The 22,115-nt window shown below is 62.5% G+C and carries 13 protein-coding genes; 3 read left to right on the forward strand and 10 right to left on the reverse strand.

The features are described 5' to 3' along the window. Nucleotides 1–7 precede the first annotated feature (7 nt). Nucleotides 8–412: a DUF5997 family protein gene (locus tag ACFC25_RS08870; RefSeq protein WP_337345224.1), complete on the forward strand. Its 405-nt coding sequence runs from the start codon at nt 8–10 to the stop codon at nt 410–412. Nucleotides 413–516: 104 nt separating this feature from the next. Here ACFC25_RS08870 and ACFC25_RS08875 read toward each other — a convergent pair whose 3' ends face one another. Continuing rightward, nucleotides 517–897 (reverse strand): VOC family protein, encoded by a 381-nt coding sequence (locus ACFC25_RS08875; RefSeq protein WP_337345223.1) that lies wholly within the window; start codon nt 895–897, stop codon nt 517–519. Between the two features lie 167 nt (nt 898–1,064). Between ACFC25_RS08875 and ACFC25_RS08880 the strand changes: the two genes are divergently transcribed. Then, nucleotides 1,065–1,658 carry a hypothetical protein gene (locus ACFC25_RS08880; RefSeq protein WP_376044834.1) on the forward strand — a complete coding sequence of 198 codons (594 nt, stop codon included), beginning with the start codon at nt 1,065–1,067 and terminating at the stop codon, nt 1,656–1,658. Between the two features lie 12 nt (nt 1,659–1,670). Here ACFC25_RS08880 and ACFC25_RS08885 read toward each other — a convergent pair whose 3' ends face one another. After that, nucleotides 1,671–2,681 carry a phosphotransferase gene (locus ACFC25_RS08885; RefSeq protein WP_337345221.1) on the reverse strand — a complete coding sequence of 337 codons (1,011 nt, stop codon included), beginning with the start codon at nt 2,679–2,681 and terminating at the stop codon, nt 1,671–1,673. A gap of 809 nt (nt 2,682–3,490) precedes the next feature. On the opposite strand from ACFC25_RS08885, the gene ACFC25_RS08890 reads away from it, so the two are divergent. Continuing rightward, nucleotides 3,491–7,312 carry a heparinase II/III family protein gene (locus ACFC25_RS08890; protein ID WP_376044835.1) on the forward strand — a complete coding sequence of 1,274 codons (3,822 nt, stop codon included), beginning with the start codon at nt 3,491–3,493 and terminating at the stop codon, nt 7,310–7,312. Between the two features lie 373 nt (nt 7,313–7,685). Here the strand turns inward: ACFC25_RS08890 and ACFC25_RS08895 are convergent, their stop codons facing one another. The 8 genes from ACFC25_RS08895 to ACFC25_RS08930 form a co-directional block, all read right to left on the reverse strand. Then, the gene (locus ACFC25_RS08895) at nt 7,686–11,630 is read right to left on the reverse strand and encodes a hypothetical protein (protein ID WP_376044836.1); all 3,945 of its coding nucleotides are present in this window, start codon (nt 11,628–11,630) and stop codon (nt 7,686–7,688) included. Nucleotides 11,631–11,777: 147 nt separating this feature from the next. Further along, a complete protein-coding gene (locus tag ACFC25_RS08900; protein ID WP_376044837.1) occupies nt 11,778–13,406 on the reverse strand; it encodes a hypothetical protein in 1,629 nt (542 codons plus the stop codon). A gap of 46 nt (nt 13,407–13,452) precedes the next feature. Then, a complete protein-coding gene (locus ACFC25_RS08905) occupies nt 13,453–14,319 on the reverse strand; it encodes a carbohydrate ABC transporter permease (RefSeq protein WP_376044903.1) in 867 nt (288 codons plus the stop codon). An 83-nt stretch (nt 14,320–14,402) separates the two neighbouring features. Then, entirely contained in the window at nt 14,403–15,419 is a 1,017-nt protein-coding gene (locus ACFC25_RS08910) for an ABC transporter permease (protein ID WP_376044838.1), read from the reverse strand. A 141-nt stretch (nt 15,420–15,560) separates the two neighbouring features. Continuing rightward, the gene (locus tag ACFC25_RS08915) at nt 15,561–17,492 is read right to left on the reverse strand and encodes a glycoside hydrolase family 127 protein (RefSeq protein WP_376044839.1); all 1,932 of its coding nucleotides are present in this window, start codon (nt 17,490–17,492) and stop codon (nt 15,561–15,563) included. Between the two features lie 88 nt (nt 17,493–17,580). Next, complete coding sequence (locus ACFC25_RS08920) at nt 17,581–18,531, reverse strand: N-acetylglucosamine kinase (protein ID WP_376044840.1); 951 nt, start codon at nt 18,529–18,531, stop codon at nt 17,581–17,583. A 20-nt stretch (nt 18,532–18,551) separates the two neighbouring features. Further along, nucleotides 18,552–19,841 carry a mannose-6-phosphate isomerase, class I gene (manA, locus tag ACFC25_RS08925; protein ID WP_376044841.1) on the reverse strand — a complete coding sequence of 430 codons (1,290 nt, stop codon included), beginning with the start codon at nt 19,839–19,841 and terminating at the stop codon, nt 18,552–18,554. A 214-nt stretch (nt 19,842–20,055) separates the two neighbouring features. Then, nucleotides 20,056–22,071 (reverse strand): glycoside hydrolase family 36 protein, encoded by a 2,016-nt coding sequence (locus tag ACFC25_RS08930; RefSeq protein WP_376044842.1) that lies wholly within the window; start codon nt 22,069–22,071, stop codon nt 20,056–20,058. Nucleotides 22,072–22,115: the final 44 nt, after the last annotated feature.

Genomic DNA, 22,115 nt, shown 5'->3' on the forward strand with positions numbered 1-22,115 from the left:
TTGAAGCATGACCTCTGCAAACTCCCAGTCCATGAAGCCGGCCACCGTTGCCAAGAAGCTTGGCATCTACCTGCCCGCAACACCGCAGGAGTTCCAGGATTCGACCATCACCCGCGCCGATTTCGCCGAGCTCCAGGCCAACCCGCCGGAGTGGCTGGCCGAACTCCGGCGCAACGGGCCGCACCCGCGCCCCGTGGTGGCCCAGAAGCTGAACGTTTCCATCAGCGGCCTGGCCCGCGGCGGTGTGGAGGAAGCGCTCACGACGGCGGAAATCACCGCGCTGCTTCAGGCGCCCCCGGCGTGGCTGGTCACCGAGCGCGCTACGCATGCGGCCGTCCGCGCCGAAGCCCAGCGGGTCAAGGACGAGGCAGCCAAGAAGGACGCCAAAAAGGCACGCGCCAAGGCCGAGTAGTCCGTTTCGCCCCGCGCATCCGAGGCTTGTTCGCGGATCCGGACCTTCGTGGTTCGGATCCGCGAACAAGCCTCTGTTGTGTCCGGAGGTGGGCTAGGCAGGCGTCAGTCCTGGTGCAGCTGCACGAAGTTTCCGCAGCCGTCGTCGAACACTGCGCTGATGCCGGAGGGGTCCTCGGACGGTTGACCCTGGAAGGTGACGCCAGCGGCGACCAGACGGTTGTACTCCGCCTGCACATCGGGGACGCCCAGGACGATGGCCGGGAGCCCGGCGTCGTGCACGGCGTTCATGTAGTCCGCCCCGATGGGGTTGTCACTGGGCTCCAGCAGGAGTCCCACCGACCCGGCGTCGGAGCCTGGGTCCTTGATGATGAACAGGTTGTGTTCGGGCATGGCCATCAGGGTCTCGAAACCCAGGGTTTCCGTGTAGAACGTGTGGGCGGCGGCGGGGTCCTTGACGTGGATGCTGCACATTTTGAGTCGCATGGTCCTACGCTACGCGGCGGCGCCGCCGCTGAGTAGGTTCGATCCGGGAGCTCCGCCAGCCCGCAGCACTGCCCGCGCCCTACCCATTGACCCGGCTGCCCGCAGGGGTTGCAATGGAAGAAGGATCCCGGAGTCCTGGGCCGGGCCTGACGCTGGGAGGTGCCGCGGTGCCCGCCTTATTAGAATCCGTCCTTTCGGGAACCTGGCAGCTGTTGTTCTGGGGAGCTGTGCTGGCGTGCGCGGTGGCGGCGACGGTTTTTGCCGTGCGCCTGCACTCTGCGCCGGAGCCGGCCGGCCGCGCCTCCGACACTTTGTTCTGGGACGTATTTATGGGCTCGGCAGTGGCGGTCCCCGCGATCCTCATTCCCACGCTGGCCTCGCCGTGGGCAGGGATCGTGCTGGCCGCTGTGGGCGGAGCAACGGGGGTGGCGGCCTACCGGAGCCATCCTCGAATCATGGCGTGGCAGACTACTCGGCGCCAGCGCCGGCAGGAGCAGCCGCTTTACACGGCAGCGCAGGCTGAACACAGCACGCTGCTGGAACGGTGGAGCCGGTATGAGCTGGATCCGGCCTATTGCATCGATTACCCGGCCATGACCGACGTCCGGCAGCCCGAAACCGCGGCAGTGATCAGGGCAATGCGGGAAGCCGAGCAGCTACGGGCCGTCCCGCATCAGGGGTATGCACCCGCCGTAGCGCGCCTTCGCCTGGCCTTGACCGAGGCCGAAAAAGCGGCGGGAATTCCGGCGCCCGCTGAATGATTGCCTGACTGGTCAGATCCGGTTCCGCAGGAGGCGGTCCCGATGCCAGCGTTGATGTTCCCGCAGTGAAGCGTCCAGTTCCCGGACCCAATCGGGCCGCTCACCATCGCCCGCATCCAAGACGCCCTCCAGTTGCCCGATCATGCGAGCGGATGCGGCCAGCGAGTGCAGGGGCAAGCTGGCCTCCTCGGCTGGCGTGAAGGCTCGCCGGCTGCGGTAACCCGCCAGGAATGCTGCCAACAACTCAGGCCGTTCCCTGGAGCCCAGGGTGGTTCCCGTCAGGTCCCGGACGGCAAGTGCGACGTCGGCGGCGAACCAGCCGTGGTGAGCCTCATCGGCGTCGAAGAACGCTACTCCCCCGGGACCGAACCGGATGTTGTCCAATTCAAAGTCACCGTGGCAGATGCCGCGCGAGTACTGGTCCGGGTCAAGTTTTGCGATTTCGTCCTCGACGGACCGGATGGCGCATCTCAATGGATCCTTAGCTAACCCTCCCGGGAGCGTCCCGTCCGATTGTTCCTGAACTGGCAGCGTGTCCACCCTGGGTGGTGCCGGCTCCGGAGCTCCATTTCCGCCGGAGTGAAGATCGGCCAGCGCTGCTCCCCACTTGACTGCGTGCCCGGCGGAAAGGTCCTCGACGGCAAATTCCGCCCCCTCGGCCGCGGGCACAAGCATCGCAACGACCCGGCCGTCCGGGGTCTCGACGGCTTCAGAAAGCTGGCCGTTGTTGCTCGGGATCGGCGCCACGGCACCCAGCCCCTGGCCGGCCCAGCCAGCCAGCAGCGGCACAGAGTTGGCCAGTTTCGCTGCGGCAGTGGACCCTTCCCGGGCAAATCGCAGATAGGCAGGCGGCTGGTTGCCGTCCGGGGCCGGGATGACGAAGACGTGGGTGGCACTCGACCGCAGCCACCGGGCGGAGCCCGGCGGCAAGCCCCAGGCCGCTGCAACGGAATCGGCTACCGGGCTGCGCCAGCTTTCATCCACGGTCCTGCTGATTCGCCAGATTTCGGAAATGGGAAGCACGGGATAAATATGGCACAAACCGTGTTGTAGTCGGGGGTAGCGTCCCGGGTGCCGACGCGTTTCTTTACGTAACGTGGGTTATCGGCGTCCCGAAATGCGCGGGGGATGGTCCCAAGGGGGCTGTCTAGCGCCCTGAGCCGGGCTCTTGGAGACCACAACTTCGGGGATTAGAACTGACTGGCCAGCAGGCGGTTCACTGCCTCAACCCTATCTACCGGAAAATGTGCCATGAGCGACTTCTCACGCCTGTCACTGAACAGCGCCACGACCCTTTACTGGTCGATCGAAAGGGTGGCCTGACCCTCACCGCCTGCCGATTGCGGCCGAGTACTTTGGCGCCGCATGTTGCCTGCTCGCCAGGCGTATCCGGATTATTCAAGTGGAAATAGGCGCCAAGGGGTGCCCAAAGTTTAGCCTCGGCGGCGCGCCGCAGAGCTGAGCTCGGGCGGGAATCTTCTTGCGATCGCTATTGTGCAAGCCACACCGATACCCTATTGTGAAATCGATATCAGTGATCTGCATCATCTTGCGCGACGCAACATGAGGCCCTTGCTCCTGGTCAGGACGCTGCTCAAGAAACAGAACGAAGGGGTTCACCTTTGAAAGACCCAGCTATTTGCCGCCCAATTGGCACCGCTTTAGCGCTGTCTCTACTTATTGCGCCTGCAACCGCTGTGGGTGCTGTTGCTGCTTTCCCGCAGGCGCCCGCGACAGACACCTCCGCAGGCTTCAGCATTCCAGGTGGCACCTTTGAGGATGGTGCCCAGCCTTCTCTTCCGGCCGGCTGGACTGCAAGCGGACCCGGGACCGTGACGACTGAGAAGTCCTCCGCGCGTACGGGAGCTTCAGGGGCCAGGATCAGGTCGATCTCTGCCACGGAGGCGACGTCGCTTACCGCCCCGCAGGTGAAGCTTGAAAAGACCACTAATGTGGTGTTCTACCGCGCAATGGTCCGTCCCGCAGAGGGTTCGCCGAACGCTAAGTTGCGTGTGCGCTTTCTCGCAGTGGATGGCAAAGAAATCAGCCAGCAGAATTCCCCGGCGACCGGCATGAAGCCTGGGGAATGGTCGGAGCTGAGCCTTACAGCTGCAACCCCGGCCGATGCTAAGACCGTCGAGGTCTCGCTGCACGTCGTTGGCCCGGGTGCCGTCGACGTAGACGACATCGCCCCCGACGTTCGCCAGCAGCGGGAACTGGTCCCTAACGGTGGTGCTGAGGCAACCGCTTCCGCTGAGCAGCAGGCACCGACGGGCTGGAGCCAGGCATCGGTGCAGTGGACTCCACTGGCAGTTTCTAACCCGTCAGCAGAATCAGGGACGACCTCTCCCGAAAACTGGAAGACTTTCAACTACTCTGCCGCCAAGGCAACCATGGTGTGGGACAACACTGTTGCCCACACGGGGACTAAATCGCTTCGCATCGACGGAGTCCCCGGCGGTATCGGGGACTGGCAGCAGATCAACTACGTCCCGATCACCCCCGGAACCTACAAGTTCGGCTTCTGGGTTAAAGGTCAAAACGCCGCCCCCGGAGATATCCGGCCTTTGCTGATCTTTCGGAACGCAAACGGACAAACGATCGGCGGCGACCGGGTCGTTCAGAACACTGTCTCCACAGCCGACTGGACTTACGTCGAATCCGTCGTGGCAGCACCTGCCGGTGCAGTCTCGGTCCGGATCGACTACCGCCTGTACAACGGCGGGACAGCATGGTTCGACGACGTCTCCATTGCCCGGATGGACACAGTCTCGGGCGTGGCCGAAGGCAACACCGCCGGTACGGACTCCAGCACAGCGAAAACAGGGCAGAACTCCCTCACCATCACCAACAAGTCCGAGGGTGACCAGTCGGTTCTGGAGTCCTCCCCTATCCCTGTCGAACGTCTCGCCGGCTACGATTTCTCGGCCGCGCTGAAGACCGAACTGGCAGGCGGGACCGCTACTGCAGGCCTAAAGTATTTGGACGCCAACGGACGCACCCTCAGCGAGCAACGGACGGAACCGGTCAGCGGAACCACCGGCTGGCACGCCAGCGGGTTGCAGGGATTTCCCCCTGCAGCCGCGACGGAGGCGCGGGCATTTGTTCGGCTCGAGGGCAAGGGCCGGGCCTGGTTTGACGACCTTTCTCTCATCAGAAGCACCGTGGTCAATCCGGCCATCGATGCCAAAGCCATCGAACGCCCATCGCTCCTGCTGGGAAAGTCGGAAGTCCAGGCCCTGAGGGAGCGCGTCAAGAGTGGCGTTGTAGGCGACGAATATCAGCGCCAACTCGCCCTGTCGCAACAGTGGACCGTCGAACAGCTGAAGGACCCCGCGTACCTGGTCAACCCGCATCGGGGACAAAGCAACCTATTCACTGTTCCGGCCGGGGCAACCAAGATGCGGCTGTCCCTGGATGTCGCCGGAAAAGGCCAGACCATGGTCGATGCCATCACCCTGACGTCGCTGGCCAACGGCCAGCCCGTTGCCGTACCTGACCACAGCTTCGAGCAATTTGGCGCCGGCGGTAGTCCCTGGACGGTAACCTCGGCAACAGCAGAAGTCGGCAAGACCACCGACTGGGCTGTAGACGGCGCTGTTTCCCTGGGATATTCCGGCGCTTCCCCGGCGGATAAAGCTACCGTTACCTTGAACCAGGACCTGCCGGCAACGGCAGGTGCGCGCTATTCCCTCGGGGCCACGATTAGCCAGCGAGGAAGCATCGAAGGCAGCGGGCTGACCTGGAGCGTCTCCTACACCAACGATGCAGGGACGCCGGTGGGGTCGGCCTACAAGGCTCCTGCCTATAACTGGGACACTCACACCCGCTGGGACTCTCCGCTTAACGAAGCAGCCCAGGCAAGCGCCAACGTCTACCTCGTTACTGGCAACGAGGAAGCGGCCCAAAAGGCAATTTTGGGACTCAAGTACCTCATTGGTGAATCCATTTGGGGTATGAACTATGCCCTGACAACCGGTGGAAAGCCCAACGGCGAGGACGGGTACGGGGCGGTTCATTTCGGCCGCGCCATGGGTGGCTACGCGCAGGCGCTGGATCTGGTCATAAATTCCAAATCAATGAGCGCTACTGACCGTGCATGGCTCACTGACCGGCTCGGCTGGATGCAGGACACCCAGATGAACCAGACTTACTACAACCGCTCCACCGAGGCGGGACGCATCTCCAACTGGAACCTTGACCGGGCCATTGGTGTCGGACTGGTCAGTATGGCGCTGCCGAACCTGACGTCGTCCCCGCTGTACCGCGCTCATGCCCAAGGGGAGGTGGAATGGACCCTTGATACCGTCGTGGGCGAGGACGGTGCCTTCCCCGAAACCGTCCGTTACCACGCAGCTCCGCTGGTTAGGCTGGTTCCCTTCGTTCAGGCACTCAAGCGCGCCGGCGGGTCCGACCTCGTCAATGACGCCAAACTGAAGAAGATGTTCTCCTTCCTGGTGAACATCCAGACCCCTGCAGACTCAACCAACACCAAGGCCCCGGGGACAGTACTTATGCCTGCCATCGGCGACGCTGACTACAACGAAAAGCCCTACCGGATCTTGGGCTGGAATGCTGCCCTGTACAAGGACTCCGACCCGGATCTGGCAGCCACGATGCAGTGGACGTGGAAGCGAGCTGGATCACCCCTGAGGGACACCGGCGCAAACCCGTGGGCGTTGCCGCCGCTGTTGAACACCGATCCGTCTCTGCCTTCCAAGGATCCAAACCTCGCTTCGTCGGCCGTGACGAGCGTCGGGTACGACATCCTGCGTGACAAGGTGGGAACACCTGACGAAAACTACCTGATCATGTCCAACACTCCCCGCCCCCTGGGACACAACCATGATGACCGTTCCGGCTTTACCCTTTGGGGAAAGTCGGTACCGCTTGCCCTGGACTCAGGGACAGGAGGCTACTTCAACGGTGACAACGTCTGGTTCAACAGCGCCGCGGCCCACAATGTTGTCCAGTTCCAGGCGACGGATGGGACCTGGCTAGGAACAGCGCCCCAGGTGCAAACACCTGTCCGCTATTACTCTGAAAAGGTGGACCTGGTTCAGACGGGCGGTGCAACGCCCGGGGCCGCTGACTACCAGCGCAACGTCATCCAGCTCAAGGGCGCGTTCGGTGCATACCTTGTCTGGGACCGCGTCAAGTCCTCTGCCCCGAGCCGGTTCAACCTCCATACCCTGACCACCTCGATCGACCAGGCTCCCGGGTTGCTGACTGCCCACGGATATCAGGGCGTGGACCTGGATGTTCACCTGCTCGGCACTGCACAACCGTCAATTGCGCTCGGCGAAGGCAGGGTGTCAGGCGACTGGCCGCAGAAAAACCAGCAGTGGCTGCAGCTTGGCCAACCTGCCGGTACCGATCACGCTGTCCTGCTCCGCCCGAAGGCCACAGATTCGAAACCGCTGGAAACCATTGAGCACGCGACGGGTTCCGCGACCATGAAAGCCTACGAACTCGTGGCACCCACGGGAGAGCGGGCCATCGTCGTCCTCAACAGCGGCGACCCCTCAGCGCAGGCAAATCTTGACCTGTCAGGGCAGTGGGCAGCTGCTACTCCCCCCGAAAACGGTTCCGTCAGCGGAACCGCCGTGACAGTCAGCGGACACCAGGCACTGGTCCTTCTGAAAACCCCCTGACGCCACGACCCCATAACCGGCAGAGGCGGACTTAACCAACGTTTCCTCTGCCGGTCCCAGGAAGGATTGGGCACGAAAGATACTGAGTCGACGGCCAAGATCCAGCATCCGCCATACACTGCCGCTCGCAGGAGTCTCCACACAGACCAGCGGCCATAGAGGCTCCCGGTGCCTTTCTAGAGTTCTTCGAGACGTGCACGCAGGGGCACGCAACCCTGCTTCCTTGTCTGGCGTGTGTATTTACCAGGTGCCAGTGTTGGCCGGTTCAGCAAGTTTCCCGTCCCTGGGGCTCCGCTGCCACCGGGGTCGTGGGGTGCGTCAGGGCAGCGGATGCCAACGAGTGACGTCGCCAGGTTCTAAGGACCTGCCGCTATTACGGGGTCGCCCGTGGCGTCCCAATGTGATCCAGGATCAGTTCGGAGCTGCTGACTGTTCGGCCGGAAGGCCCTGCGCCGACGACTCTGCACGTCAAAAAGGGGCAGGGTGAAGGAAGAACCAGCGACGTCTGCCAAAGGTCCCGGGCAATGACCGTTGTGGCGCCGTGTGCGTCGACCCCGTAGACATTGAAAACAGTCAGGTCCCGTGGCTTGGTCCACGCGAGTTCTATGTTGGTCCGCGAATATGCGGCCGTCAGAGCGGGCGCGTCGTCTTCGAGATCGCAGACGGCGAGGTCGTCGAACACCGCGTCCGCCGTGACGCCAACACCCACGTGAACAATGTCCGGCATCGGTACGATGTCCCTGGCCACCCGGTGCCAGTGATGTCCGTCCGCTGAGACCAGCGCCGTGATCTGGTGACCAACGGCGTCGCGCTGTAACCGCAGCCAGGGCCAGAGATCAAGCCGTAGAGGCCCAAGGTCCCTGCTGCAGGGGCTCCGCGTCTCACCGCCTCCGGCGTCATCGCCGGGGTTTCCTGCCCCAAAGTCTTCCCTCGTGTCCAGGCTGCGGGTGCGAAAGACCAATCTTCCATCGTCGCTGGTTCCGAAAAAGACGTAGCGCGCATGGGCCGTGAGATTCTCACGTATCAGCACTCCCGTCGTTGCCGAAGCGCGTGAGAGCCGGGCCGTGAGCTGCACCGACCCGTTGACCAAATCTGTCGCGGCGGCCAAGGAGTCGAGTTTGCCGCGAAGATATAGGTTTGCGTCGTCGCCGTGCGCGAAGCCGGTGGCGATGACGTCGCTGAATTCATAGTGGTTCCCTGCCGAAGACACTGATGCGTCGGTTCCAGAACCGATGAGGCAGATGGCGAGTCCGGCCGGGGCACCGGCAGGCAAGGCCGAGCCCTGCACAGGTTGCGAGGGAACCCCCGACCCGTTGGAATTGGCAGCAGTGACTGTATATACAGCCTCGCCCGCGACTGCATTGAAAACCGCGGCAGTCCCCCGGACACCCGCCGCCATAATTTCCGGCGCAGCGTCGCCGAGCGTCCGGGTCACGGTGTAACCGGTCGCTCCTGCAACGGGTTTCCAGCTGAGACCAATCTTGCCCGCACCAGCAGTGGCGATGACCGCTGGCACGCGCCCGGGTACCGTCGCTGCGCCACGGGGTCGCATACCTATTTTCAGCACGACCGCCGACAACGGGCCCAGTGGCAGCTGTCCGCCTGTTACTGCCAGCCATTCACCGGAGACCAGGTCCTGAACTCGATGCTGATCACACTCCCGTGGCAGGTTGACGATCACAGCGCGCCGGTTTCCGTAATCGCTTCTGGTGGTATTGATGGCGATGAAGTACTCCCCCAGGTGCGCTGTGACAACTTCCGGGTACGCAGAGTAGGGATTGTCCTCGACGAAGTTGTCACGCTGGATCTCCCCCACCCCCGGCTGGGCAGCAACAGGCAGGAGTTCCCCTGTCAGGGCGAAGGGACGGGCCTCAATGACTTCATCCGCCGCTTTCTGCCGGTACTCCTCCCGGGTTGCACCCCGGAGTGCCACGGAGCTGTACGGCAAGTCGGCCTCAGCCTGGAATTGAAGCAGCTGTTCCGTTCCCCTGTATTGCAGGTGCGCCCGGCTGGCGCCGGAGAAGCCTGCATTTCTTTCCAGCAGGTTAGCGAAGATGTGGGTGTCGGCGTCGCGTGCCGAAACGAGCAGGTTGTCTATGTCCACCCAGGCAAAGGAAGAGTTGTCCCACCCCTCTTCAATGCCGAGTTCATGCCGTTCGGCCACTGTCAGCATGGTGAGTTGCGAATGCGGCAGGATGCGGCCGGCCCCTGCAGAACCGAGGAGGTCTGCCCTGCCGCCGGTCATGAACCGGAAGGTTTCCTGGATCCGGAGATCGTATTTGAGTTTCCGATCGATCCAGCGGCGGGCGAAGGAATCGAAGAATTGGCCATCCAGCAGCTGCTGCTGGGCGTAGCCGGTGGCTTCCCTGGCGTATTCGCGATACTCCTCCCAAACCTTGCCGGAGTATCGGTCAGGGTTGCGGGCCATGAATTCTTCCAGCGCGGCGTAGCGCAGTGCGGCACCGGAATCCTCGTCGGTCCCGTACGCGGGCCTGCCCGGGTAGTCACTGTTCCGGTCATCAACGACCTGCTCCATGAACATGACCCGGTGCCCGGCTTCGGTCCTGCCTTGATAGCGGGTAAAGCCCCGGGCGTGCAGGTTCTTCAGAGCTACTTTGAGGATGTCGTCGTTCATGTTCTCATCACCTGCGTGGTCGAGTGTCCTGAAGAACCAGCAGGGAAAGTAGTTGGTGGACTCCCCATACACTCCGACGTAGCCGTTTTCCCGGACCAGGCCGGCCAGAGTGAGCCCATAGTAGTGCGGACCGTACGGCATCCGGCGGACCTGGTTGCCGTCATCGTCGACTTTGCTCGCAGCGAGGCCTTTCATGATGATCCGGACGTAGTCCTCGGTGTATTCAGCGTTGTCGTCGTGATGGAAGAGCGAGTGATGCACATCGAGGTTTCTGCCGTCAGGGCCGAGCAAAACTTCCTCACCGAGGAATGGCTCGATGCCCAGGAACTCGCGGACAATCCGGTGACTGCGCTGCCGTCCCTGGTAGAAGGGCGAGTCGATGATACGCAGCCCCTCGTGGGCCTTCCAGGCGCCTTCGTACGTGTACATCACCTGGTTGTAAATGTAGCTCAGCCGTGAGCGGGCAAAGTCGAAATTTGCCTTCAGGACCCTTTCCCATGCAGCCCTGCGGGTCAGCGGGCCGTCATCCCAGCCTGCGTCGGCGATGGATGTCCGTCCTTCGTGGCTGCCGGTACTGAAGTGTTCGTCCAGGAACGAGGCAAACTCCTCGGCGCCTAAAACCTCCTGGTCGGCTATGAGGTTTTCGACGATATACAGCGCTTCACCCAGCGCGGCGTAGTAGCCGCCCCAGTCTGATTGATGTCCGCCGGTTCCCAGCAGCAAAACGTTTCCGTAGTATTCACGGGTGTAGTGGTCGATCGAGGCGAAGATGCGTTTGAGTCCCTGACGCTTCCGCTCCGGTGTCCCGGTTGATGACCAGTCCATCAGGAGTGCCTCCGCATAGAAGCGGAGATCATCCTCGTATCTGCTGATCGGCAGCGGCTTCCCCGCATCGGCCACGCGTTCCAGGGCGGTGAAGTGATTCACCTGCCACCGGCGGAACCCCTCGATTGTGGCGGTCTCCTCCTCGGGAGACGGGCGGCCGGGTTTCCACGCAGGGTCCGGCCCTGGGGCTTCCGCCGTGGTGCCCGGATCCGGCATCAACGTTGATGGCGGCAGCGCAGGGACGGTGTGCGTGCCGGCAGAGAAGAACCGGCGGGAGATGTCGGTGGCCTTCTCGAAACCGGTTTGTCCTGCAAGGGTCCGGTAAGAGAGGACGTACGTCCTCAGCGTGATTTCAACGATTCCTTGTCCGGTGGTTGAACTGAGGGGCAACGCCGCTGTTGAGTGGAAGAAATGGCCGGGCAGGCCGCCCCGCGTTCCAACATTGATGGGTTCGTAATCCCCGACGGTACGGTAGGTGGCCTGTTCGCCGTTTACCAGCACAAGGGTCTTGTAGGGGGACGAGTCCTCACCCCAGAACTTCACTGTGAGGTAGTTCTGTTGGTATGGGTCCACGGCCATCATAAAGCGCAGGTCAGCGAGCCTGGTCGCTGCCGGTTGAAGCGGCAGGGCGATCCTGCCGGGCTGACCTGGATTGCCTTGGAGTATTGCGTCGCTTCCTGGCGGCAGCCCGCGAACCCCGTCGCGGGTTTGGCCGCCGATAACGATGCTCGCCTCGCTGCTGAACCCGTGGGCTGCTTCGGAACGTGGGTCACCGAAATCCACAAAGTCCTGCCAGTAGTCCTCGTCTTGGCCGCGGCCGGGATGTTTTTGCGCGCTCAGGCCAGTAGCGGATGACATGGGGTCCTTCCGGGACAAACTCGTGGTTCAGGGGCTGGCGGTGTCATGTTTGGGCCAGCTGGATAGATGGGTATGTAAGGAGGAATGCGGGGGAAGCACTGACGAGCCCTCGTCACTGCTTCCCCGCGCAACTTCCGGTGGTGTGCCCTACTTTGCGGCGAACACGTCTTCGAATTCCTTGCGCGCCTGGTCCCCGCCGGCGGCCTTCCATGCCGGAACCAGTTCGGATTTGATGGCCGAAACTGGTTTTCTGCCCAGCACCACGTCATTGATGGCCGTGGTGATCAGGGTGTTTAGCTGCGCCTTCTTGTTGCTCCAGGTATCGGAGAACAGAACCAGGCTGGGATCCGTCACAAGCATAGGCTCGGTCTTGGTCTGGAATCCGTGGATCAGCTTCGTTCCGTCCTCGAAGCCAGGGTTGAATTGCGGAATGGGGGCGTTGCTGAGGTAGCCGAAGCTGATGCCCTTTTCGGTCTTGGCCAGGTCCGTAGGGGTGATAACACCGTTTTTGTCCGTCCAGTGAAGATCCTTGACGCCGTAAGTGACGTTCAGGTGCTCCTGGCTGCCGAAGGGGGCGGCGATGTAGTTGGCGATCCGGAGCATTTCCTTGACGCGCTCTGCGTCCTCCGTCTTAGCGAAGGCGGTGAAAAATCCGTAAGGGCTGCCAGCGTGAAGGACGGCCTTTTTTCCTTCGGCGGCGGGCGCCACCCAGGGCGCAATTTTGGCGCCGGCCTTAACCGCGGCAGCGTAGACACCGGGCCAGCCGGTGGCGCTCCCGAGCGTGGTAGCTACATTTCTTGCGGCAAAAAGCCGGTTGCCGTCTTCGACGGTGATGCCGTCAGGGTGGATGGACCCGTCCTGCTTCACCTGGGCAGCCCAGGCCAGCGCGGCCTCGAACTCATCGGTTTCGATCTCGTGGGTGAACTTGCCGTTTTCTTCGCGCCAGTTGTTCGGAGAACCGTTCCCCAGACGGCCGTAGTAGGCGGCGGAGAAGGGGTTTGAGACACCCCAAAGGGACTTACCGGGGTTGGTGACCTTTTTCAGGGCTTCACGCAGCTCCTCAAGATTTCCCGGGGCACCGGTCACGCCGGCTGTTTCGAAGCTGTCGGTGTACGCCAGGATGGGTGCCCCGCCAGTAGGCCGCGGGCACGGGACACCATAGATACCGCCGTTAAAGACGGTCGCCTGCCACGCTTCCGTGGGGATGTTGGCCAGGTTCGGGTAATCCTTGATGGCATCACCGGAAACATACCCGGTGATGTCGGTGAACTTGGATTTGAGAAGTGCGGGCGTCTGCGGGATCGGGTAGTTGCTGCCGAACGTGACCAGGTCGGGTACCTGCCCGCCGGCGATGACTGTCTGCACCTTCTGAAGATATGAATCCGCCAGTGTCGTTTGCACGTCCACGTCGGCGTTCAGCTCCTTGTTCATAAACTGCCAGTACTGGTTCTGTGATTTCTGTGTACCAACGGCTCCGAAGGTCAGGGTGAGGAAGCTGAAAGTGCTCCCGCTGCCAGGGGCCTTTTCTACCGTTTTTTTCAGCTTGTCGAGGGGGTACTTGAAGAAGCCCGGCTGGATCGCTGCACCCTTGCCCGGAAGGTCCGCCTCCACCAGGGAAGAGGGAAAGTAGGACGGCAGGATCACCCGGGTGTTGGCGCTGGCAGTGCCGGTGGCCGAGCCTCCACCACAGGCGGACAGCAGCCCGGTTCCCGCCGCCCCGCCGAGCAGGACGGCTGCACTGAGGAAACCACGGCGGGTTGGTTTGAAATCGTTCATGTCTTTTCTCCTTTGAAGTTTGGTCTGGAGGCTTGGCCCCCAGGTGTCAGCCCTTGACTGCTCCGGTGAGCATGCCCTTGGCGAAGTGTTTCTGCAGAAACGGGTAGACGATAAGGATCGGCACGATGGAAACCACGAGGATTGCCATTTGCAGTGCGGCCTGCGGCGGCGGGACGGAACCGTCCAGGGACTGCTGGTAGGTCTGGCCCTGCACCACGAAGGTGCGCAGTACCAGCTGCAGCGGCCACTTGGCGTTGTCATTGAGGTAGAGGACAGCGTTGAAGAACGCGTTCCAGTACCCCACGGCATAAAAGAGCGCGACGACGGCGATGACCGCACGGGACAGCGGCAGAATGATCCGGTTCAGGATTGCGAACTCGGATGCGCCATCAATCCGCGCGCTGTCCACAAGCTCCTGCGGGATGTCCATAAAGAAGGACCGCACCACGATGACGTTGAACGCGTTCACGCAGACCGGAAGAATAAGCGCCCAGTAGGAATCAATCAGCCCCAGTTCCTTCACCATCAGGTACGACGGAATCAGTCCGGGGGCGAACAGAAGGGTGAAAAGGACTGTCATCAGCAGAGGTTTCGCACCGAGAGTCTTGGGCCTGGCCAGGCCGTAGGCGAGGGCCACGGTCGTCACAATGCTGATGATCGTACCCACCAGCGTGACACCGGTGCTGACCAATACCGAGCGGGTGACAACGCCGCCGGAGAATATCTGCTGATAGGCAGCAAACGTCGGCTCAGCGGTCCATAAGACGAACCCGCCGGCTTGGCGCACGGTTTCCTCATCCGAAAGGCTGGTTGAGACCACTGCAACAAAGGGCATGATCACCAGAACGCACGCAACAGTCAGCACGATTGCTTTCAGTCCAAGGACTACCGGACCGGGCCTTCCCATCCACATGGGACGCTCGTTCCCTGCCAGGCGTCTTGCCCGGGCCGATGACCTGCGCTTGGACTGGCTGGAATTTTTCAATGTGGGATTGCTCATGACTGGTACACGCCCCGTTCTCCAAAAATGTGGGCCAATTTGTTGGCACCCAGGACTAGGGCCAGGCCAACGACGCCCTTGACAAGCCCCACTGCGGTGCTCACCCCCCAGGCGCCACCAATAACTCCGTTATTGAAGACGTAGGTGTCCAGTACTTCCGAGACCTCAAGGCCGACGTGCTGCTGCTGAAGGATGATCTGTTCAAAACCCACTGTCAGGGCATCTCCGAGCCGGAGGATGAGCAGGAGGATGATCAGGCCACGCAAGCCCGGAAGGGTCACGTGCCAGATACGCCGCCAGGGTGACGCGCCGTCCACCGCGGCGGCTTCGTGCAGGGACTGGTCGATGCCGGCCAGGGCGGCGAGGAATAAGATCGTTGCCCAGCCGGTGTCCTTCCAGATCACCTGTGAGGTAATCAGTGCCTTGAACAGGTCAGGGTTGCCGATGATGGATACGGTGGCAAGATCGGCTGAGCGGAGCATCGCATTCAGCAGTCCCCCGCCGCCGAGCATCTGCTGAAATATCGCCACGACGATCACCCAGGACATGAAGTGCGGCAGGTAGAGGATGCTCTGGACCCACTGTTTGATGTGGTTGGACATCAGGCTGTTCAGCAGCAGTGCCAAGGCAATGGGTGCGGGGAAGACCAGTACTACCTGGAGAAGCAGGATGATAAGGGTGTTGCCCAGCGCCCGCAGGAAGGCCGCGTCGCCGTTGAAAAGGACCTTGAAGTTCTCAAACCCGACCCAGGGGCTCTCCCAGATGCCGATGAAGGGCTGGTAGTCCTTAAAAGCGATGACGTTCCCGAGCAACGGCACATAGTGGAACGCAAGGACCAGGAGAATACCCGGTGCGGCAAGGAGCAGCAGGGGCCAGTCAGTACGCAGCCGGGACCTGAAGGTCCGCTTGTGCCCGCCGGCTGGACCAGCGCCCCGCTCGCCGGATATTTTGCCGGGCGGGGGGCCGGGAGCCCGGACCGGTCCCGGCGGTGCGGACAGCTTGATATTCGTCATATTTAAACGCCTTCGTTTGGGCGGCCTCGACGAGCCTGTGCTTGGGCCTGCTTGCGCTAAGGGTGCAGGCTAGCTCTGATATCGATATCAGAGCTAGCCTAGATTGCCCCCGTTTGTAATTCAAGTCACATTGACCTGTTCTTATGAGGACGTGGCAGTGGTTGGGATCCAGATCCGCATCGTGGAGCTCCCCCGCTCGGCCCAGGAGTGGTAGGGAACCAGTGGCACGTCCGCTTGGAAGCTGCCATCGGTCCCGTCGGAGTTGTTGGCCGGAGCGAACGGCCAATCGCTTTCGGCAGGTGGCCGAACTCCGACCAGTTTCACGGTGACTGCACCCTCGTTATCCGTGACGCCGGACGCGGCGTCAATTCGTGCGTCTTCGAGCTCCCAGCCTGCTGGGAGGTCAACAGATTCCAGGGCGAAGACTTCGGGTCCGCGCTCGACGGCTACGCATCCGCGGACCGCGTCGATCCGTTCGTCCGGCCAGGAGAATCGCGGCTCCAGCGGCAGGTCCAGGAGGATTTCCTCTCCGGGCTGGAAGGAGCGGGTCACGGACACGCTGCCAGGGCTCACGGGTTCCGGGCCGTCGCCGGTATCCAGGATCGCGCCCTGGGCCCAGGCGGGTACGCGAAGGCTGAGGGTTACAGGGGAATCGGGTGATTCGGCCACGGCCACCTTAATCCGTCCGGTGGCGGGGTAGTTCGTGTCCACGTCCAGGACCAAAAGCCCCGATGCCAGCTGCGTCTGGATACGCGACGCCGCGTACTGGTGGATCTGTACGCCCTGGTCATCCTTGGTGGCGATGTAGGCGCCCAGGCTGGCAAGGGTCCGGGCAACGTTGGGCGGGCAACAGGAGACCTCGAACCATGCTTCGCGTCCGCTGGACCCACCACGGATACAGACGCCGTCGTCGTTGAGGGGCGCGGTCCCGGCGTTGGTGCGTTGGTGGAGGGTGTTGGCGTAGAAGAATGTCTTGCCGTCTGGTGCCGGTGAGGTGGCGACGATGTTGTAGAGAGTCCGTTCGATGAGGTCGGCGTATTTGGTTTCACCGGTTGCCAGCAGGAGGCGCCAACTGAACATCATGGAGGCGACGCCGGCGCAGGTTTCGCAGTAGGAGCGGTCCGGTGGCAGCACGAAGTCTTCTCCGAAGGCTTCGTCCATGTGGTGGGAGCCCATCCCACCGGTGATGTAGGTGCGTCGTGCGACGGTGTTTTGCCACTGGAGTTTCAGGGCATCCAGCAGTTCGCTGTCACCGGTTTCAACAGCTACGTCAACGGCGCCGGCCGCGAGATAGAGCGCGCGAACTGCGTGGCCACGCAGTACGGTGGCGGCCCGGACGGGCAGGTCGTCCTGCCAGTAGGCCTGACCGAATTCGAAGAGGGGCAGGGTGCCGGTGCCGCGGCGTTCGATGAATATTTTCGCCTGGTCCAGGTAGCGGCGCTCATTGGTGACCCGGTAGAGCTCCACGAGTGCCACTTCGATTTCGGCATGTCCGCAGACCTTGTTGAGGCCGTGCTCGCCGAACATGGTGCAGACGTGGTCGGCGAGTTTGCGGGCGACGTTCAGGAGTTTTGTGGCTCCAGTTGCGCGGTGGTTGGCTACGGCGGCTTGGATCAGGTGCCCGAAGCAGTACAGTTCGTGGCCCCACTTGAAATCGGAGTATCTGGGTTGCTGCCACGGTCGGCCAAAGAGGGTGTGCAGGTAGCCGTCTGGATCCTGGGCGGCGGCCAATTTGTCGATGAATGCGTCCAGGACTTCGTCGAGTTCCGTTTCCCCGGAACGGGCGTGCTCCCAGGACATGGCTTCTATGAGTTTGTAGATTTCCGAGTCGGCGAATTCGCGGCCTCGGTGCTCGTACTTCTCGCCCCCTGCGGCCTTTTCCAGGTTGGCTACCCAGTCCAGGCGCGTGACCCAGGAGACGGCGTGCGGGATGATCGCGGAGCTGTTGAGGTTCTGGCGGTCACCCCAGAACCCTCCGGCCAGGGATACCGCAGCCAGGGACAGCGGTGAGAGGGCACCTGTTGCGGGTGTGACCGGAACGGCGTTGTGGAGTGGTAGGTGGACGGACTGCATGTGAGCCTCCTGATGCCGCGCTCTGCGGCGGGGACGAATGTTCTGGAAAGGGGACGGGGTGGCGCCGGGGGAGCACCGATTTGCTTCCTTAGGGCAATCTCGCCGGGTCTTCGGAGACGAGGTACGGGACGCCGAAGGCGGGGTCTTGCTCAAGGCCCCGAACATCCGTGATCCCGTCTTTGGACAAGGCTTCGCGGAAGGCTGCTTGGAGACTCGGGACGTTTGTGCCGAGTCCGCCGCCCAAAATGACCGGTCCGGTGATGCCCAGCTGTGAGAGGGCCTGTGCAGTCATGTGGGCGAGGTCTTGTCCAGCCTGGTCTAGCATTTTTTGGCTGGGGCGGTGTCCGGCATCGGCAGCTTCGACGACCAGGCGCGCATGCTGGGCCCAGTACCGGCGGCCCGTTCCTGCCGAATGAAACAGACCAATCAGCTCATCGGGCTGGTCCAGATCGCAGGCAGTGAGAAGCTGTTGAGTGAGAGCGTCCGGTTCACAGCCCTGGTTCATCCTCCGCAGGCTGTAGCGGACGGCCTCACGGCCGAGCCAGTAGCCGCTGCCTTCGTCGCCCAGTAGGTATCCCCATCCCCCGGCCCTGGCCTCTTCTCCGCGCGGGTTGCGTCCCCAGGCCGCTGAACCGGTCCCGGCAATGACCGCCACCCCGGTACTGACCCCTCCGGCGGCCAACAGCAGTCTGGAGTCATGGACGATTGTGATCAGCGCGTTGGGTGCGAACGGGGTGATCAGTGCTTCGAGTGCTACGGCGTCAGCAGCTGTATCTATTCCTCCGGATCCTGCGTACACCCGCTGCACACTGCCGTAGCCAAGTTCGGTGAAAAGATCTGCGAGGTTTGCTTTGGCAACTTCCTGGTTGACGTTTTGGACATTGGCGCTGCCGGCAACCGCTTCGGCGACCGGGACGCCGTTTTCAAACCGCACGCCATGGGTTTTGGTGCCGCCTATGTCCACGCCGATCAAAGTTTCGGTCGTGCTGCCGACGGGATGGTTGGCGGCGATGAGCCTTGACTCTGCTGTCTCGGTCATGTCAGTCCTGATGTCGGGGTTCAAGGTAAACCAGGTTCTTCGGACGAAAAGGCCATCGAAGTGCCGTCAATCGGTGCTGCTGCGGTGGTGACAACAAATGCCACCAGTGGATCCGGACCTGCAGCTCTCAGCGTTACGGGCCCGTCATCAGCCCTGATAAACGCGCTGTCTCCCCTTCCCAGTTGCAGGCTTTCGTGCCGGGCGGTCACGGTTACGGCGCCAGCAACAGCAAGTATCACCGCAGGTGACCCCGAGGGCAGTTCGATGCCGCCGTTGCCGGGTGGTTGCTGAATTTCCTGAAGTTGGAATTCCTCAAACGGGGGATTCCAGACTTTCCGGCCGTCACCGGCTGAGGTTGCGCTCAGCCGCGGTACCGGCAACGGAGTGAAGTCGACTGTTCGCAGCAGTTCATCCACATCGATGTGTTTGGCCGTCAGCCCACCCCTGAGTACGTTGTCCGAGGAAGCCATCACTTCGATGCCGAGGCCGTGGAGGTACGCATGGATGTTGCCGGCGGGAAGATACACCGCTTCGCCCGGCCGAAGGGAGACCCTGTTGAGCATCAGGGATATCAGAACACCAGGATCGGAGGGGCAGGTCCCGCTGAGCTGCAGAGCCGTTTCCAGGGCCTCGGTGAAGGGCCCCTCCGGGAGACCGGAACGCAGGAGCCCCGCCACGGCCTCTACCGCGCTGCAGACTTCGGTGCCGCCATGGATCAGCTCGACGAAGGCCGCGCGGAGTGATGCAGGTCCGTCAGGGCCGGAAAGGGCGGCGACCGTTCGTTCAAGGACGGGTGGCACTTCGACCCCAGTGTCCCTGAAAGCTGTTACGAGCAGCTCGAAGATCGCGGCGGATTCAGATGCCGGGCGCAAGCCGCATAGAGCCCCGAACTCCGTTAGGGCCAGGATCATTTCGGGTTTGTGATTGGGGTCCTTGTAGTTGCGCTTTTCCGACTCCAGGGGCACACCGGAGGCTTCTTCGGCTGCGAAACCTGCTGCCGCCTGTTCGCGGGTCGGGTGGACCTGTAGTGACAGGGGGGAATCGGCTGCGAGAACCTTCATCAGAAACGGCAGCGTGTCACCGAAGGCTGCCCGGCTGGGGCCTCCCAGCAGGCCTTCCGGATCGGTCTCGATCAGGTCGTTGAGTTTGGCATGACCGTTATGAGATTTAGCCATGGAGGGCGCGCCGGGATGGGCGCCCAGCCATAGTTCTGCCTCCGGAGCACCTGACGGTGCACGGTCAAGGTAGCCCGACAACAAAGTCTTCGATCCCCATGCGTACTCCCGGACGGTATTTTCCAGTGTGTACATGTCTTCCTTCTTCCATGTGTGGCCTCCGCCCGAACGCAGCGTGCAAGGCGCGGACCATTGAGGCCGGCCCTATAAGAACCTTTGCCCTGGTGCTTGCCGGGAGGCCCTTGGCCCGGAGCATGGGTTTGGCTTCCGCTTGGCAACGGGACTCGGGGACTCCGGGCGCGGTCCTGTCGCATCGGCGTGGCTGCGGTGTGGTGGTAGCCTCGGGGCTTTAGACGGCGGTTATGGTGCAGGTTGCTGCCATGGCTGTTCCTGACCATGGCCGGGCCGTGAGGAGCAGGTGCCCGGAGGGGTCCCACTTGGAGTCGAATCCTTTTCCGCTTCCAACCCATTGAACGGAGATTTCCTGCCCTGCCCGGTGGGGAAGGTGAAGCGCCAACTGGCTCTCTCCCTGGCCGCGCTGCCACACGGTTATCAGGTCCTTGTCCGGTGCCTGCAGCCCGACGGAGAGCCACTCGGTGTCCCAGCCCGGTATTCCTGAGGGAAGAAAAGCGGTGGAAGCGCAGATGTCCGGCAGCAGTGCCTTGTGCGCTGATACGGCTTCGCGGACCAGGGCCAGCTTGTCCGGTGCCATCCTGTCCAGGAAGCCCGATAGGTACATCCGGCCCAGCATTCCGGTTGCCATGGTGAAGCGGATTTCTTCATCATTCATTTCGGGCTGCGGGTATGCCCAGTTCGCTGCCTGCTCGGGGAGGACACTGAAGAAGGCGTTCGCGGCGATTGGCGGGTACAGCAGCGGGTCCTGCTGGTCGGAGGTGGACTGAAGGTCAAGGCGTGACAGAAGCGCGTAGTCCTGGCGCATCGCCCCTGAGGCGCAGTTCTCGATGATTATGTGGGGATGACGGGCTTTGACAGCGTCAAGCCAGTCAAGGTAGGCCCGGTTGTGGCCAAGGAGACCGGCGCCGGAGGAACTGGCCCCGAGGTCGGTTCCGGTACCCGCAGTGATGTTGTAGTCAAGCTTGAAGTAGACGGTGTTGAAGTCCTGCACGAGCCTGTCCACGGTGTCATCGAGGTGGGCTCTTGCTGCAGGGTGGCGGAAATCCAGGTGGTAACGGCCATGTTCGACGATACGGACGCCTCGGCGCTGCAGGAATGCTTCGGTGGGGAGGATATCGGCCATGGCGCTTCGGACGCCGACCACTTCAGGCTCAAGCCAGAGCCCAACACCCATGCCGTAGGAGCTGATGGCGTCGGTGACCTCGGATAGGCCGTTGGGGAACCGTGCGGCTGAGGGTTGCCACTCCCCTACGGCGTCCCACCAGTCGCTGGTGTCGTCATACCAGCCCGCGTCGATGCAGAAGATGTCAGCGCCCGCTTCGGCGGCTGCTTTGACCAGCGGCAGGAGTTTTTCGGTGCTGGGGTCCCCCATGAGCGTGTTCATGAAGTCGTTGTAGATGACGGGCAGGCTCACTGACGCAGAGGGACGGAGCGCCCGGCGGTGTGCGGTCATTTCGGCAAGCGCCCCATGGAGCCCGTGCCGGCTGACGGCCAGGGCCGCCGGCACGGTGGAGTACTCCTCGCCGGGATCAAGGGCGTGCAACCAGTTGTGTTGATCATCTGTGGGACCGAGCAGGGCGAGGTCGAGGGTAGTGCGGGTCTCGCTCAGTTCCCATGCCCATCCTCCGTTATGTTCGACCTGCCACATCCAGCACCACCTGTCATCAGCGTCGACCAGAGCCGCCGTGGGCAGAGGCCCGCCAGTGGACCAGGATGATGTCGAGGCGCGGAGCAGATGGCCCCGCTGGTCCTGCCCGTGAAGGCCCAGGTTCAAACCAGGCAGGACCTTCCGCAGTTCCTCCAGCGTCCATTGGTTTTCTCCCAGCCACTGCGACGTGGCAGAGGCAAGGCGCAAAGCTGCGGCATCGACAGGACGGTGCCCAGCCAGCAGAGGCAGGACCATGGTGGACACGGCCTGGAGTGAGACGGGCCTGCGTCCGTTGTTGCGAATGGTGGCCACGGCCTGGAGGACTCCGGCGCCGCTGGCAGCACGGAGGACAACTTCTGCTTCCAGCCCGGTTTCCGCGTCGCGCTGAAGCACTGTGAGGAAGTGCCAAGTGCCGTCCGTGCCCGTCGAGTGGCCGACGTACCTGAGGCGTTTTCCGACCGCGGATTCGGCATACCGTTGACTTGTTCTGCCTCTTCCCTCCTCTACGGTGAGGATCTCCACCAGCGCAGGACCGGAGGCCAATGCTGTCGACGGTGCCTCGGCTGGGTGCAGATAAGCCACACCAACAGGGCTTTCTTTACCGGTACTCAGCGCCAGATGCAGAG

Origin of the sequence: Pseudarthrobacter sp. NPDC055928 (assembly GCF_042270935.1) — a bacterium.
Classification (GTDB): domain Bacteria; phylum Actinomycetota; class Actinomycetes; order Actinomycetales; family Micrococcaceae; genus Arthrobacter.